This is a genomic window from Peribacillus deserti, from assembly GCF_016909175.1.
GTDB lineage: Bacteria > Bacillota > Bacilli > Bacillales > DSM-1321 > Paraperibacillus > Paraperibacillus deserti.
In genome coordinates, this window is sequence record NZ_JAFBFI010000005.1 from 159,772 (window position 1) to 175,881 (window position 16,110).

Below are 16,110 nucleotides of genomic sequence, written 5' to 3' on the forward strand. Positions count from 1 at the left end.
TCGCTTTGATATGCAGCATAGGTATCTCATATATAGGCATTCAGCTGAATCATTCATACTGCCACTTACCCTGAAAGCAGAAAAATGAGCACAACAATGCTTATTTAAACCATCCCTTTTTGTTAAACCAGATAAACATTCCCATCCCTATTACAATCATTAGACATAGGGCTTGAAAATACCCATATTTCCATGTCAATTCAGGCATATGTTCGAAATTCATTCCATATATACCGGCTATAAAGGTTAATGGCATGAAGATAGTAGTTATAACAGTGAGAACCTTCATTACATGATTTGTTTGTGTTGAATTTAATGCTATATAACTCTCTCTAATATCTGTTGTCAATTCACGACTTGCCTCAATCATCTCTCTTAGTCTTACAAGATGGTCGTAAATATCAGTAAAATACTCCTTTTCAATTTGAATTGAGGCTAGTCTATTGGAGTTCAAGATTCGGTACCCAAGATCTCTCATTGGAGAAATGACCTGTCTTAATAAAAGAATATTATGTCTTGCTTCAAAAAGATCGACTAGAAGCATCTGCATTGTTTTATTGTGGGGATTATCATCAATCTCATTTAGTGTTTCCTCTATTCTTTGTACCAAAGGAAAATAATTATCTACAATTTTGTCGAGGACTTGATACAAAACATGAGAAGGGCCCCACTTTTCAACCTTTGAACTTTGTACAAGCCGCTGCCAAACTTTGTTAATCTCTTCGGATTTATCGTTGTGGTATGTAACAATATAATTTTCCGCAAGAAATATGTCGACTTCCTCTCTAACCAGGTTACTAGTATTTAAAGCCTGTGCTACAAAGAAAACGTAATCCTCGTAATAATCTAATTTAGGCCGCTGTAAAGTATGAATACAGTCCTCAATTGCCAAAGGATGAAACATTAGCGGGTCTCTTAATTTGTCAATTTCCTCAGTATTGGGTTGATCAAAATCTACCCAGTACCATAGGAAATCATTATCATTAAGTTCTGATAGAGGTACATGTTCTTTCAATTTATAATCCTTAGTGATTGCTGCTGTTCTAATCATTTTTTCTCCCTATTTATAAAGTGAAATGAAGTATGTTCAATTAGTTAGACTCTATTACATCGATATTTCCTTTTCTGACTGAAGTGACCCAATAGCTAATCTTTAATACCCATAACGTCCTATTGATAACCCAGCTTGGCTTTATTTTTTATGTTATGACACTATAACTTCCATAACTAGATAAAATCCCCTAAAGAGGAATTATTATTACCTCGATAAATTCTCTACCTTTTTAGTCTAAAAAACAGTGAAAAGAGAGGAAGGCGATCCCCCCCTCTCTTTTCACTGTTTGTATCTTTTCTGATTACAGAATTTTACTTAGAAATGCTTTTGTCCGTTCATGCTGCGGGTTCCCAAACAATTCTTCCGGCTTATTTTCTTCGACGATATATCCTCCGTCCATAAAAATCACCCGATCCCCAACCTCACGGGCAAAGCCCATTTCGTGCGTTACTACAACCATCGTCATACCTTCTTTGGCCAACTGTTTCATTACATCTAATACGTCCCCTACCATCTCAGGATCTAGTGCGGAAGTCGGCTCATCGAACAGCATAATTTTCGGGTCCATCGCCAATGCTCTTGCAATGGCAACACGCTGTTTTTGTCCGCCCGAAAGTTCACCTGGATAGCTATGTGCCTTTTCTTTTAACCCGACCTTAGCCAAAAGCTCCATTGCCCTGCTCTCTGCATTAGATTTATCAATTGAACGGATCTTAATGGGACCAAGGGTTATATTTTGCAGGACCGTTTTATGGGGAAAGAGATTAAATTGCTGAAAAACCATTCCCACTTCTTGTCTTACTTTATTAATATTGATTTTAGAATCTGTTATATCATGTCCATTAACTATAACATGTCCGCCTGAAATATCCTCTAGCCTATTAAGGCAGCGGAGGAATGTACTTTTACCAGAACCAGATGGCCCGATAACACATAGAACTTCTTTTTCCTGAATTTCTACATTAATGTCTTTTAGGACTTCTATATGACCAAACGACTTTTGTAAATTTTTAACTTGGATAATACTCATCGCAGTTCAAATCTCCTTTCAAGGAAATTAGCCAGTAAAGATAAACAATAAATAATTACAAAATAAATAACACCAACAGTCAGCCATATCTTAAAAGCTTCAAATGTAGCAGAGGCTTGAATTTCCCCTTGCTGTGTCAAGTCTGCAATTCCAATAATTGAAAGCAGAGATGTATCCTTCAAACTGATAATGGACTGATTAGTAATTGTAGGGAGCATTCTTCTAAATGCTTGAGGCAGGATGATGAACCTCATTGTTTGGACAGATGTAAGACCAATGGATCTAGCTGCCTCTGTCTGGCCTTTATCAATAGATTGAATACCTGCCCTTATTATTTCTGAGAAATATGCTCCAGCATTAATCGCAACTGTAATGATCCCAGCAGTAGTGCTGTCAAACGAAATCCAGGGGAGGGAATTTAACCCAAAGTAAATGAAAAACAGCTGGACAAGGAATGGAGTTCCCCTGATCGCATCAACAAAAATTCTGCTAATCCAATTTAGCACTTTAATCGGTGCCAAGCGAAGCAAAGCCATAATCATACCGATCATAAAACCTAAAATAATAGCTATTAAAAAAATATAGATGGTTACCTGCAGCCCTTCTAATAAGTAAGGCAGTGCTGCCAAAATTGTTTCCATTTAATGTTCCCCTTTCATAAAGAATGCGCGCAGGATGCGCGCATTCTCATTAAAATTACATTATTCCCCAAGATACTTATTAACAATCTCTTCGTATTTTCCGTTTTTCTTTAATTCTTGCAGCCCTTTATTAATTTTATCTAATAACTCTTTGTTTTCACCCTTCAAAACTGCAATTCCATATTGGTCGCCATTTAAACGGTCCCCTACAATTGTTAATCCAAGATCTTTTTGGGCAATAGCATAGGCAATTACCGGATAGTCTTCAATCAGAACATCTGCATTACCGTTTGATACTTCCTGGAACATAGATGGGCTGTCATTAAACTGCACTACTTTAAACCCTTCTATTTTAGCATTCTTCTGAGCAAATGTTGCACCAGTAGTACCTTTTTTGACAGCAACTGTTTTCCCTTTTAAGTCTTTAATTGTTTTAATTTCAGTATTGTTTTTCTTTACTACAAGTGAAAGACCAGCTTCAAAGTATGGTTTTGAAAAATCGACTACCTTTTTTCTATCATCGGTAATACTCATTCCTGCGATGGCTAGATCTAGTTCACCAGCTTGCATTGCCGGAATAATACCACCAAAGTCCATAGGAGAAAGTTCAATTTTAAAGCCTTGGTCTTTAGCAATTGTGTTAATTAAATCAATATCAATCCCTTTATACTCGTCACCTTCTTTAAATTCAAAAGGTGGATAAGTTGTATCTACTCCAACTTTATATACCTTATCCTTTTCATCTGCATTATTTCCATTACCACACGCAGCAAGTACCAGGATAAGGATTAAAAATAGGGATAATAAACTAAATTTCTTCAAACCAATCTCTCCTCTTTTCAGTTAAATGGTAGAATAACAACCCTTTAAAAATTGGGTATTTTTTTAAATATACCACAAAATTCATAAAAGTATAAACGGAAACAATATTGTAAAATAATTACTTTCCCGATGCTTAATAGATTAAAAAATAAAAATCAGGACAGCGATAGACAATGATTGACTATCCTGTCAAATTTCTGAAAGAAGCGGCAGGCTATACTTTAAGGATATTTTCGGGCACTGCCACTTTTTTTCATTCAGGTGCCCTTATATCTAAATTACGTTATATTAGTTTCGTTTTTTACCACAAGGATCACTCTATTGTTTATTCCTTACTGGATTTAATTTGCTGTGCTTATATCCATAGCTAAAGTAAATTAGCAGACCTATAATGAGCCACACAACAAATCCTTTCCAAGTAAATGAAGAGAGCTGAAGCATGAGATAAAAGCAGAAGATTACGGCCAAAGCCGGAATAAGTGGAACCCAAGGTGTTTTGAATCCACGTTTTAACTCTGGCTGCGTTTTACGAAGAACAGCTATACCTAGGGAAACAGTGGCAAAGGCGAACAAAGTACCTATACTTGTCAATTCTGCTAATTTATCGAGAGGTACAAAACCGGCAAAGAGTGCAACTAAAATGCCAGTTCCCCATGTGCTTGCCAAGGGAACTTTAGTTTTTGGATGTACTGTTGATAATCGCTTTGGAAGAAGACCATCACGGCTCATTGCAAAGAATAACCTTGTTTGTCCGAACATCATTACGATTAGAACAGTAGTAATCCCCACCATAGCTCCAAGAGAGATAAAGCCGGCTGCCCAATCCTGGCCAATAAATTGTAATGCAAAGGCAACCGGATCTTTAACATTTAACATATTAAAAGGTACAATCCCTGTTAGGATAAGAGAAACTGCTATATACAGGGTGGTACAGATTGCTAATGCCGAAATTATCCCGATTGGAAGATTCCTCTGGGGGTTCTTCACTTCCTCGGCAGCAGTAGACACGGCGTCGAAGCCGAAGTATGCAAATACCACTACTGCGGCACCCGTTACAACACCTGAAAATCCAAAAGGCATAAACGGTTCCCAGTTAGCAGGCTCAACATACCAAACTCCTACCGCGATGAAAAGAAGAACAACTGCGACCTTGATGACAACCATGATCGCATTAAATCTGGCAGATTCTTTAACCCCCCTTGTAAGCAATAAAGTCACTAAGAGGACGATAATAACAGCCGGTAAATCAATAACTGTGCCTTTTGAAGGATCAAACGCACTGGTTAAAGCTGTGGGAATATGAATACCAAACCCGGATAATAAACTTTGAAAATATCCTGACCAACCGCTTGCTACTGCTGAAGACGCAAGCCCATACTCAAGAACTAAATCCCAGCCCAGAACCCAGGCAAATATTTCTCCGAATGCAACGTAGCTATATGTGTAAGCACTTCCCGATTGCGGAATCATCGAGGCAAATTCCGAATAACATAAAGCAGCAAAAACACAGGCTAATCCTGCAATGATAAAAGATAAAATCAAGGCAGGACCAGCATATTTAGCGGCAGCAACACCGGTGAGTACAAACACACCTGTACCTATAATGGCTCCTACTCCTAACAGGGTTAAATCCATTGCCCCCAAGACTCTGTTAAGAGAATTTTCTGAAAACTGATTGGATACTACTTTTTTTCTAAATAGATTCATAAAATCCTCCGTTAAAATTAACTTGTCATATATAAGATTGTCGAAAAAAGTCGAACACCTACGTTATTTTACTAGGAGATTATATTTTTGTAAACTTTTAATTTTCTGTATTATGTAATAAATAAGATAGGCACTTGATTTTCTTGCCAACTCCTTTGTAAATTAGCTGGACACTCCCTTCTAAGAATGCACTTTTACCTTGTTATTCTAAGACTTAATGTGGAGATAAAAACAGATATTTAAGACCGAGGGGTTGTGTGTCCTGCATCAGTCTTGCTAACCCCCCTTACTGGAACACGCAAGAAAGGCTGCAGCAGCAGCCTTACGTTCATAAGCTAAAATACCCGTACGTTAAAGAAAGACAACGGTTTAATTTATTTTTTCTACAAGCCACTTAAAAAAAAGACCCATAAAAAAATAAATAGGCATAGAATAGATGTATTTCCAAGTATACAAGATGTATATATCCATCCAATGAAGTAAAGGCTCAAAAATAAAGGCTCCTCCAAAGGATAACATTAACATACCTTTAAGAAATGAACGCCAGTTATTAAAGAATTGGTAAACCAGCATAAAAACAACAGGGAGAAATGTTAAATCAAAGGGAACGATAAACGTTAGTACAGGAAACAATCTTGTTTTATACCCCCACCATAATGCTATGTGTTCACCTATATATTCAAAAGTTACAGAAAATAATGCAATAAATAAACCGAACATAATAATAGTAGTTTTCCTATTCTTATCGAATAATTTCCACCATATAACCCAAGGGATAATAGAGATAATCAGAAGGAACCACCAATCAAATGTGAATAATTCGCTGCTAATCCAGTGTTCATAAGATAAATCACGAAAATTCTTTGCCGCATCGAATACTTCAATATAAGATGTGTAAATAACCAGTAATATCCCCCCATAATTACTTCTATCCCTTATTTTCAGCAAATAATACAAAGTAATACAGGTAATTAGTAAAAGAGGTGAATTAATATCTTAACGGGTTCGGTTTTGAAGTACAAAAATCAAAAAAACAAAACAATTTGCGGTACAATTCGCATCAGAATTGGTACTGCTTTTTTATTGATATAAAAGGGTTATAGCAGTTTTAACAATCAAATTAACATACTAATTAGCATACTAATTAGCAAGTACCTGCTGTTTAGCAGACAACCTCGAAAAGGTGTGCTAAAAGATGTTAAAAGGTGTGTTAATTGAGCGGTAATTTTTAGATTGTGGAGGACGATGATTATTGAAGCTTATTAAGCCGAAAACAACATGCTGGCAATGTAGACTTGTATCGGAACGTGTACGAGCTATCGTAAAAAAATATGCTGAATATACAAAATACAGTGAGAGCGAAGCGGTTGATATGTTTCTGCTTTTTATTTTTGTCCAAATTAAAAGGATATTTCAATAACAATAATAATATAACAAAAAACAATATGAATTTATTGTAAAACAATAAATAATATGATAAAATCATGTTGTCATTAAATAAGAGAGGTGCTTTAAATGCATATTAAACGAGGTTCAACTAATTTCTTAAAGGTAATTATTTTTCTGGCTGGCATTACAGTGCTTACTTTGTGTATTTATTGGATGCCTGTGTTAACCATTAGAGATGTAAAAGCACATCCAGGTGGGGATTACTCGCTATATCCCCTTTTAGTATGTGCGTATGGAATCTGTATTACATTTTCTTTTACGCTGTATCAAGTATATAAACTATTAACCTATATCGAAAGGAACAACGCTTTCTCTGAGTTATCTCTTAAATCTTTGAAGGTTATAAAAAAATGTGCTTTTACAGCCATTTTCTTCATTGTGTTAATGATAATAAGCCTAAAGGTGATTTCTAAAATCTCAGGAGACGACCCAGCAGGTCCTATATCACTAAGTCTAATGGGTATTTTAGCAACAAGTATCATTGCAGCCATTGTGGATGTACTTCAAAAGCCATTAAAAAATGTCCTTGAATTAAAACCAAAAAATGATTAATGTTTTGATAAAATTTAATTAACTAGGTGCCACTTTCGGAGGGATTGGAATTACTATGACTAATTTCCCCCTTTGAAAATGGGAAAGAAAAAGCGGTTCGTTTTTCAATATTAGAAGCGAAATGTAAGACTTTTGATTGTAAGCCAGGTGATATTTTGTAGTACAAAAGCGACGAAGACACTTATTAAAAACAGACAACAAATTTATTTAACTAACTGGAGTCGATAGAAAATTTAAGGGATAGCCATTAAGCTATCCCTTCTTTGTGTTTATTGATGTTATTTACTCTGAGTATTCCATTAGAATTGTATTGATATTAGTGACAAAAAAGGATGTGATTTGCAATGTTTGCACCTCAAAAGGGAACCCGTTATTCTGATTCCCCTGTTTTTTGTTGTTAAATGTTGTGCTAATTAAGATGCATATTACATTGTTAATTAGCTTGTTAATTGACATTTTGTACTTCAAAACAGAACCCTTATTAATATCTTGACCTCTTTTTATTATAGATTCTTATTTAACTAATACACCTTATCGTTAAAGCCCAATTCTTCAGAATCCTTTTGTTTTGTTGTTTATTTTTCAAAAGTAGTGGGGTCGCAGAAATGGCCGGGATTGCTCTTTTAGATTTCATACCTAGATTTTCACTCGTTCAAGATAACATTCTACATATATATTACAAAGGAAAGAATCTTCCGCGCAGAGATATTAGTTCCCTATAAGTTGACAACCGGTAATAATTATAGGGATACAGCCCCATTATCCATTCGGTTTGATTTATAACATTAGTTTATTCCATAACTTGCACGTCATAAGACAAGAAAAAAGGCTGCATAAGCAACCCTGATAATTGTAATAACGCACCTTTATTTTTAGTTGAAAAACCATTGTGTCACAAAGCTAAAAGTTCCGGGCAGGGACATTTTAACTCAGATTATTACCCCACAAGGCGTTTAAAAATACCATATAAAGCGTGAATAAACCCGTTAAAATAGTGAAAATTATTGGGATAATTCGCAAGGTATTATTTTTCCTTAGGGTTATTATAAAAACAACCAAAGTAAGGAAAGTAATCACATAATATAGATAAAACATGAGAAAGTGTGTGAGTGGCCCTAAAAATAAACCAAGAACTGAAAATTGAATTAAAAAAGCCAAAATCGACACAGCAACCCATTTTAGTGCACTTTTGATCGATAAAATATTTTTTATTGAGAAAAGCATTGAAAGGATTATGATTGCCACAAGAAGCCATTCATACAAGAAAAATAAAGATTCATTGTGTACTGCAAAATAATATCCAAGAGCAGAAAGCAGTATGATTGCCAGCAATAAATAAGCATTTAGTTTAATATTAAAGGTATCCCTAATTATCCTCTCCCCCCTTTATTACCCATATTTTAACATATTACCTTTCTCTGTTACTATTCCTATAATTCTTATTTAGAAAGACAATAGCCTTCTTCTTTATCAAGATAGCTATTATGAATCCTAGCAATGCTCCAGCAAAGGAGCTGAAAATAAATAAGGGAATAAATCCTAACAGTGTCGCTTTTTGCCCTAGAATAAATGCTGCAATCGGATATGAAAGAATCGCTCCAAAGAATCCCGTACCGATTACTTCTCCTAGAAAGGCCAAATATAATTTCCTAGTTTTTGCAAACAAAACCGAAGCGAGCAAGGCCCCAACCATACTGCCAGGAAAAGCAAAAACAGAACCCGTCCCCATAATATTTCTTAAAAGTGAGACGCAAAATGCTTGTGCCACTGCATAATAAGGTCCGAGCAGAACAGCTGACAGGACGTTTATAAGATGCTGAACCGGAAACGCCTTTGTAAACCCGAGCGGTATATAAAATAACTGGCTTGAAAACGTACCAACTGCAATCATCATTGCCGTAACTGTAAGATTCTGTGTTTTACCCATAAAAAAATCCCTCCAAGTTTTATTGAGCACTGAGGGATACGTGTCTAAACCTGGCCAGCAAATATAACGCAAGTTTATAAAGAAACACTTCCCTACGCTGGTACAAGCCAGATCAGGTAGTAAGGGTTAAGACCCTTTTGGATCTAATCTCAGCCACTCTCTTCTGGCTCCCCCAGTGCTAATTTTAAATTTTTGAATAATAATGAACAATAAGCTTTTATGACCTCTTTCTTTATGTTTCAGGTTTCTTCTGCCTTTTTACTGAATAGACTTCTAGGAAAGAAGTCTATCGCTATAACCTTAATTATGCATAAACGCATTTAACCACTAACTCTTCTACATTAGAACTCTATTTTTGTTATTCCCTCCTAAAACCTCCCAGCTTTTATCGTCAAATCATCCAGTTAAAACATAAAAAAGCCAGATCCATGATAAGGGATCCAGCGTAAGTAGTCAGAAAAGGGAAATTTCCACTTTGCTACTTCCCTACGCTGGTATTAACCAGATCAGGTCCAAAGGGTTAAAAAACTTATCGTTTTTCTCTCAGCCCGAATAAGGCACCCCTAGTAGTTTAAAATCTTATTTGATTATTTTTATAGTAGTCTTTAGAATTTATTTAGTAAAGATTTTAAATATCCGACATTGAAAGCTTGCTCTAATTAAATAAGAGTAAAATCTTTTTTTATGATTGAGTACATATATAAATCATCGAATTTACCACACGTAAATTCATAATGCCTCAGGCAGCCCTCTCTTTTAAAGCCTAGCTTTTCTACTAGTTTTTGTGATGAGAGATTCGCTGGCTCAATTAAAGCCTCAATTCTTTCTAGCTGAAAGTGTTGATAACCGTACATAACAACTGCTTCCAATGCTTCACTAGCTATTCCTTTTCCCCAGTAATCTTTGCTTAATTCATATCCAATTTCAGCTCGATAATGTTTGGTAAGCCTATTAAGAAAACCACAACTTCCTATAACTCTGCCAGAATCTTTTAGCGTAATTCCCCATCTAATTCCAGTACCCTCCTCATAAATAGAGTTATACCACCTAATTTCATCCCCTACATCTTTTTCTGTTTGGAAAGGTGCTAATCCCATAGGTGACACCACATCTTTATCAGATAAATACGTTAGCATATCATTCGCATCCGCTATTGTTACTTCCCTTAAGAGTAATCTTCTTGTTTCAATAATAGGATATTCTTTTGCCATTAAATTTCTTTCCTCCTTTATATAAGCACTCGAGTTCTTTTAGGAATGAATTTGATCTGTATGCTTCTCGTCAAACTTTGTTTATTTTTTATTCGATCGTCGATATATCTCTTTAGCTAACGTTTTAATAATTTTGGTCAAATATCGATATTCTCATCAACCAAAGCTCCCAATTTAACGTAGTTAATAAGTTTTATAGACTCTGTTTCAATTCGCTTCCTGCCTATTTCGCTAAGAAACCAGTTATCCTCTCTTATCGTTTTGTCAATAACAGGACACAAAGTATATTTAATCCAAGGAGGCATATATGTTTTTAATGTCAAATGCAGCCTTCTCATATGATAAAAAGCAGTTACAACTAACACCCTTTTAATATTATGTAAGTAGAATGCCCTATCCAATACTAAAAGTGAGGCAAGTACGTTTTCTTTTGTATGTAAAGATATGTCTTCAATCAATATATCTTTCTCAGATACACCTAATGCAATTGCCTCGTTCTTTAACATGATAGCTTCTGGGTAATCACTTCCCATCCAAGTAACACCGCCAGAAAATAAGATTTTCCCAGCCCTTCCTTCTTTATAAAGCTGCACCGCTTTAGGTAAACGGTACTGAACAGCCTTACTACTGCCAGCTACAAAGATACAGTCCCCATTTTTGTTGTTATCCTCAATCCCTCTAAATAACAGGTTGGTCATCTGTTTATCTGAAAGTTTTTCACCTTCTAATTTAGATATATACATTTGTCACCTCTATTTTTATATTTCACTTCACGGGCTTTAATAAAATTAATTCAACAAGCTAAGCTCTAATCCTTCTTGATCAACGCACTAGTTTTTTTAGCAGTACCGTTTTAGTCAACTAAGACTGCTCGGTCATCTTAATTAGAATTCGCTCAGGTAAACACTAACTCCCTCATTAACTAGCCGTTTTTTAGCGGTATAAAAATAAGACTTCCATGCACCACATATTTTTCACCTAACTCACCCTTATGAAAAATACGAATCTTCACTCTTTCTTGTTATCAAATATAAAGAAGGCGATACTTTGTAAAAGTATCGCCCAGCTATATTATTTAAAATTGATTCGATTTAAGATTTTTGCTTTTTGGTAATGAAATATGGATTTAGATACTTCGAAGATCGTTCCGTTTGTTAGGCTTACTGTATTTTCAATAATTAAGGCAGGGTCTAGAGGATTCACATGCAGTACTCCCGCACTTTCTTCATCTATTTTATCGCAGTTAATAACTTTGTCAGCAAAACCAATGCTTAATTTTAAGTCTTCTATTATATATGTGTAAATAGAACTTGTTGCAATATCTTCATTTAAATAAGGTACAATATCCTTTCTAAAGTAACTTACTTCAATCGAAAAGGGTTCTTTATCTACAATTCGGAGCCGCTTAATATAATAAAGGTCTGTTCCCACTTCACATCGCAATTGTTTTGCCTTTACTTCATCAGCTTTCAGTACATGCAAAGCTAGAATTTTCGTTTCAATTATTTTAGAAGGCAGATCCTTTGTTAACCCTCTAAGACTGCCTAAATTAATATAATCTGTTACAGATCTTTCTCTTAAAAACATTCCGCTGCCTTGCACTTGATAGATATAGCCTCGATTGACCAGCTGATTAATTGCTTTTCGAATCGTATTTCGGCTCACTTCAAAATGCTTTATCAGTTCGTCTTCTGTAGGCAGCTTTTTTGTTTTATCAAATTTCCCATCCAGAATTTCACGTTCTAAATAATCAGCTATTTCTTTATATTTAGCCATATAATCTCCCTGTTATTCGTTCAATCATGTAATGCCTCTATTATACACAAAACCCCTTGAATAGAATCAAGAGGTTTTGTTTTAAGGGATAAACACTTTCTGAACGTGGATAACTGTCCATTGTCTAGCTGCAACTGACATCCGATGTGGCAGGTACATTGTTCTCCGCTCTTCGTGTTGTCCAGCTCCGAACTGACACCTTTGGTCATAAGCCAATCACCATCAAAAGGCAAAACCGGCCTTTCGATGCCGCTTTTCTTATGCCTATCAGGTGTCTGCCTTTCGAGTTATATAGATTTTAATAAATATTTTGCATTTCATTGATTCTATGCATTAGTGTTTATTTGAAAAGGCACCGTTCTCCGCTTTTCTTATTTACAGCTCTTCCCCTCTGGTTTCGATAATATGCTTATACCAATGGAACGAAAGCTTTTTCTTTCTGTTTAAATGATCGTTATGATCCACGTAAATAAATCCGTATTGCTTTTTATACCCATTTAACCAGCTTAATAAATCAATGACAGACCATGCGTAATACCCTTTTAAATGAATACCTTCATTGATCGCACGTTTAATCACTTTTAAATGTTCCTCAATATATTTAATCCGAGGAACATCGACTATTTCACCATCTATAATCGGATCCTCATCGCCAAGTCCGTTTTCTGTTACATACATTTTGATATCACCGTAACGGCCTTTTAACATATGCAGCCCGTCTAAAAATCCCTGCGGTGAGATCTCCCATCCCCATTTGGTATATGTTTTATCTTCCATTTTAACAGTCCGATAAAAGCCATCAAAAGAGGGGTTGCCTGGAGCTAGTGTAGATGTTTCTCTAGAATGTTCCATGGATGAAACAGCTTCTAAATTTTTTTCTACTCGAATGGGCTGGTAATAATTAATACCAATAAAATCATTTTTGCCCGCATTTCTCTTTAACGTATTCAGTTCATCTTCTGTCCAGTCTGGCGTCCAGCCTTTCTCCTCTAGCTGCTTAACCACATATGACGGATATTCCCCTTTTAGAATGGGGTCATAGTACCAAAAAGTTTCATATTCATTAGCATGTCTGGCAGCTAATTCATTCTCTTGCTGTTCATCTACGCTGTAAGCTGGTAGGAACACATGGGTAATACCAATTTCTCCGTAATGATTGAGTTTTTTATAGACTTCGACTGCTTTGGCATGTGCATAAAACACGTTATGTGTGGCTTGAAAGTATTTCTTCTCATCATTTTGAATACCAGGCGGGTGTGCACCTTTTAAATAACCTAATCCGCAGAACATAACGGTTTCATTGAAGGTTATCCAATGCTTAACGCGGTCTCCGAATGCCCGGAAACAGATTTCTGCATACTTAACGAAAGCTTCAGCTGTCCGCTTATTCGTCCACCCTCCGTCATCTTCAAGCGTCAGTGGCAGATCCCAATGATATAAAGTAACAAATGGAACAATACCATACTTCAAACATTCATTAATGATATTGTTATAAAACTCCAATCCTTTTTCATTGACTTCGCCATCACCTGTCGGCAATATACGTGCCCAAGAAACGGAAAATCTATATGATTCAAGTCCCATCTCTGCCATTAACTTTATATCTTCTTTGTATCTATGATAATGATCTATGGCAACATCACCGTTTGTAGCCTTATACGTTTTCCCCGGAATCTTTGAGAAAACATCCCAATTCGTTATTCCTTTACCGTCTTCATTCCATGCTCCTTCAATTTGATAAGAAGCAGAAGCTGCTCCGAATAAAAAATCATAAGGGAACTTCATAATAAACCCTCCAGTATGTGCCTATTTATTATATTCATGGTTATGTATTAAATTTATTGGTACAAATTATTACTGTTATTATAAACCTTTTTTCAATATGTGCCTAATTAAACTTCGTACCATCGTAAAGATAGTATCGGCTGTGATGTTGAATAACCAAAAATAAATACCTTTAATACTTGCCATACTGACCAAAAATTAATGGTACGTAATGAAGCTTTGTCATTTGTAGACCAAAGTCAGAAACAAAATCTATCAAGGTTATTCTAGTTCTTATATTGACGCAACCGGTAGTTTCCAAAAGCTTATCTTACCCCCTCTAATTGACGTTTCATTGCATGTGTGGATCTTGATTTCCGGAATAGCTTTATGAATATAAACGCTCTTATAGGGGTGATGTATAATGTATTCGAACCAGCCACACGCGGTTTAGTATCCTATTGACCAGCCAGGTTATATTAATCAATTACCGACAGTTCATTCTCCAATATATCCTATTGCAGGAGTTCCCCAGCCGAAAGAATATATAACGCATCTAGAACCTGTGTTTGTTCAACATTTAAGCAGGCATCAGGGTCAAAGAATAGCTGTAATGACGACTGCAGGGAGAATTGAAGGTATAAATGCTGGTGTTGCGGTGGCCATATTCAAATAAATGTAGAAGATCGTTCTTTGCATATTCGATTTTCTCAAATCGTATATTTTGAAGGACCTTTGGCTTCCTATAGGTAGAATCTGCTGTTTTTTCACCATCCCATAATTTTTTAAAAAAACCTCTCCATTACTTAAAAATATCTAATAAAAAAAGCAAACTGGAAATTTCAGTTTGCTTTTTTTATTGTTAAATAGACTTGGAACTCTAAGAAGCTTCCACACTTTTTTTCTGTGCCTTTTTCGCCCAATATGTAGTAACCAGTGGAACGACTTTTCCAACTAAGGGACCCCGGTTAATTTTTTCATTTACGGTCGATGCTAAATGAACGATAAAAGGTAATTTCCTCGTTACCCGGCTCATGTACCTTGGTTAAATAGATACTGACGCATTAGGATTAACTAAATTCATTTTCACGGTGACTAATGCAAAAAAACCTGCATTAACAGCCCATATTCTTCAACTAACGCCACCTAATCAAGATGGTCTTTTAGACGGTTAACATGAGTTCAATAAAACCAGTGTCTGGTTATCATTCAAATCTTTTATTTAATACATCTGCGGTTTACATTTCAGGTATTCTAAAATTTTATTTTGTACGGACTACATTCAGATTCGAGCAGAGTGAGTAAATATTTAACCACACTGATTATTCTTAGAAAGGCGCCATTTCCTTGTCGAAGTCATAGTGAAGAAATGTGTAATTGCAGAAGAAATCATTTTTCCATGGGTATACTAAAAGAGAGGTGATAGAATGAAACAAGTTTCAGCAGCATTGTTTTTAACAGATGGCGAAAAATTTTTGGTGTGCCACGCAACTGGAGGAAAACACTATGACCTGCCAAAAGGTCTTATCGATGAAGGAGAAGAAGCGATTATTGCCTGCATTCGGGAAACGAAAGAAGAAACAGGCTTGGTCTTAACAGAAGGCGATCTTGTTGATCTCGGCATATTTCCTTATACCAGCAAAAAGAATCTGCATATTTTTTTGTGTATTAAAGAACCTCTCCCTATCACATCCAGTTTTACATGCACATCGACCTTTGTTCATTATTATACAAAAAAGGATGTACCAGAAGTGGATGGATACATGTATATTTCCTATTCTGACAAAGAAAAGTATGTGACTAGCAACATGAATAAGACTCTAGAAGAAGTCATCAAAAAAATCACAGAATCTTAGGATGCATTTTAGATGCGTGGAGGGCTCATTAAATAGCCCCATTTCAGGAGCTGTTTTTGTTGATTGCTAAACACTCCTCTAATAATTCCCCTTAAAACTTAATATTCAGGGAAGACTTTACACTCTTGAGTAGTTCTGGATGTGTTTTCTTAGATACATAAATTATTTCTTTTTTATCCTGCCGCTGAAACTGGATACTCCCATCTTTGAAGAAGTTCATACAATAGGTTTTATTATCCATATTTTTTGAATCGGATAGGACAAATATATAATTCCCTTGGCTATTTAATTCTTTAGCTTTTTGCATGATTACTTTACCGG

14 protein-coding genes and 2 riboswitches are annotated in these 16,110 nt (G+C 35.6%); of the genes, 3 read left to right on the top strand and 11 right to left on the bottom strand.

The window, feature by feature from the left end; all coding sequences use genetic code 11:
• Positions 1–100 precede the first annotated feature (100 nt).
• The 6 genes from corA to JOC77_RS21835 all read right to left on the bottom strand — a co-directional run bounded on the left by corA (position 101) and on the right by JOC77_RS21835 (position 6,211).
• Positions 101–1,051 carry a magnesium/cobalt transporter CorA gene (corA, locus tag JOC77_RS07600; protein WP_204541069.1) on the bottom strand — a complete coding sequence of 317 codons (951 nt, stop codon included), beginning with the start codon at positions 1,049–1,051 and terminating at the stop codon, positions 101–103.
• Positions 1,052–1,355: 304 nt separating this feature from the next.
• Complete coding sequence (locus tag JOC77_RS07605) at positions 1,356–2,084, bottom strand: amino acid ABC transporter ATP-binding protein (protein ID WP_239558653.1); 729 nt, start codon at positions 2,082–2,084, stop codon at positions 1,356–1,358.
• The gene (locus JOC77_RS07610) at positions 2,081–2,725 is read right to left on the bottom strand and encodes an amino acid ABC transporter permease (protein ID WP_204541072.1); all 645 of its coding nucleotides are present in this window, start codon (positions 2,723–2,725) and stop codon (positions 2,081–2,083) included. The genes JOC77_RS07605 and JOC77_RS07610 overlap by 4 nt, the downstream gene beginning before the upstream one ends.
• A gap of 60 nt (positions 2,726–2,785) precedes the next feature.
• Positions 2,786–3,547, bottom strand: coding sequence for a transporter substrate-binding domain-containing protein (locus JOC77_RS07615; protein WP_204541075.1), 762 nt, complete (start codon positions 3,545–3,547; stop codon positions 2,786–2,788).
• Between the two features lie 318 nt (positions 3,548–3,865).
• The gene (locus JOC77_RS07620; protein WP_204541078.1) at positions 3,866–5,254 is read right to left on the bottom strand and encodes a branched-chain amino acid transporter BcaP; all 1,389 of its coding nucleotides are present in this window, start codon (positions 5,252–5,254) and stop codon (positions 3,866–3,868) included.
• Between the two features lie 369 nt (positions 5,255–5,623).
• A complete protein-coding gene (locus JOC77_RS21835) occupies positions 5,624–6,211 on the bottom strand; it encodes a CBO0543 family protein (protein ID WP_420850654.1) in 588 nt (195 codons plus the stop codon).
• Positions 6,212–6,769: 558 nt separating this feature from the next.
• Between JOC77_RS21835 and JOC77_RS07625 the strand changes: the two genes are divergently transcribed.
• Both JOC77_RS07625 and JOC77_RS07630 read left to right on the top strand, forming a co-directional pair.
• On the top strand, positions 6,770–7,255 hold the full coding sequence (locus JOC77_RS07625; protein ID WP_204541081.1) for a DUF2975 domain-containing protein: 486 nt from the start codon (positions 6,770–6,772) through the stop codon (positions 7,253–7,255).
• A 62-nt stretch (positions 7,256–7,317) separates the two neighbouring features.
• Complete coding sequence (locus JOC77_RS07630; RefSeq protein ID WP_377336971.1) at positions 7,318–7,416, top strand: helix-turn-helix domain-containing protein; 99 nt, start codon at positions 7,318–7,320, stop codon at positions 7,414–7,416.
• 1,247 nt (positions 7,417–8,663) lie between these two features.
• On the opposite strand, the gene thiW is transcribed toward JOC77_RS07630, so the two are convergent.
• From thiW to JOC77_RS07655, 5 genes are all read right to left on the bottom strand, one after another.
• Positions 8,664–9,182 carry an energy coupling factor transporter S component ThiW gene (thiW, locus tag JOC77_RS07635; protein WP_204541084.1) on the bottom strand — a complete coding sequence of 173 codons (519 nt, stop codon included), beginning with the start codon at positions 9,180–9,182 and terminating at the stop codon, positions 8,664–8,666.
• 72 nt (positions 9,183–9,254) lie between these two features.
• A riboswitch (TPP riboswitch) is annotated at positions 9,255–9,366 on the bottom strand.
• A 282-nt stretch (positions 9,367–9,648) separates the two neighbouring features.
• Positions 9,649–9,757, bottom strand: a riboswitch (TPP riboswitch).
• 84 nt (positions 9,758–9,841) lie between these two features.
• Positions 9,842–10,393 carry a GNAT family N-acetyltransferase gene (locus JOC77_RS07640; protein ID WP_204541087.1) on the bottom strand — a complete coding sequence of 184 codons (552 nt, stop codon included), beginning with the start codon at positions 10,391–10,393 and terminating at the stop codon, positions 9,842–9,844.
• 137 nt (positions 10,394–10,530) lie between these two features.
• Positions 10,531–11,136 carry a YdcF family protein gene (locus tag JOC77_RS07645; RefSeq protein ID WP_204541090.1) on the bottom strand — a complete coding sequence of 202 codons (606 nt, stop codon included), beginning with the start codon at positions 11,134–11,136 and terminating at the stop codon, positions 10,531–10,533.
• A 328-nt stretch (positions 11,137–11,464) separates the two neighbouring features.
• Positions 11,465–12,169 carry a GntR family transcriptional regulator gene (locus JOC77_RS07650; protein WP_204541093.1) on the bottom strand — a complete coding sequence of 235 codons (705 nt, stop codon included), beginning with the start codon at positions 12,167–12,169 and terminating at the stop codon, positions 11,465–11,467.
• A 375-nt stretch (positions 12,170–12,544) separates the two neighbouring features.
• Complete coding sequence (locus tag JOC77_RS07655; protein ID WP_204541096.1) at positions 12,545–13,954, bottom strand: GH1 family beta-glucosidase; 1,410 nt, start codon at positions 13,952–13,954, stop codon at positions 12,545–12,547.
• A gap of 1,406 nt (positions 13,955–15,360) precedes the next feature.
• Between JOC77_RS07655 and JOC77_RS07665 the strand changes: the two genes are divergently transcribed.
• The gene (locus JOC77_RS07665; RefSeq protein ID WP_204541099.1) at positions 15,361–15,789 is read left to right on the top strand and encodes an NUDIX hydrolase; all 429 of its coding nucleotides are present in this window, start codon (positions 15,361–15,363) and stop codon (positions 15,787–15,789) included.
• Positions 15,790–16,110: the final 321 nt, after the last annotated feature.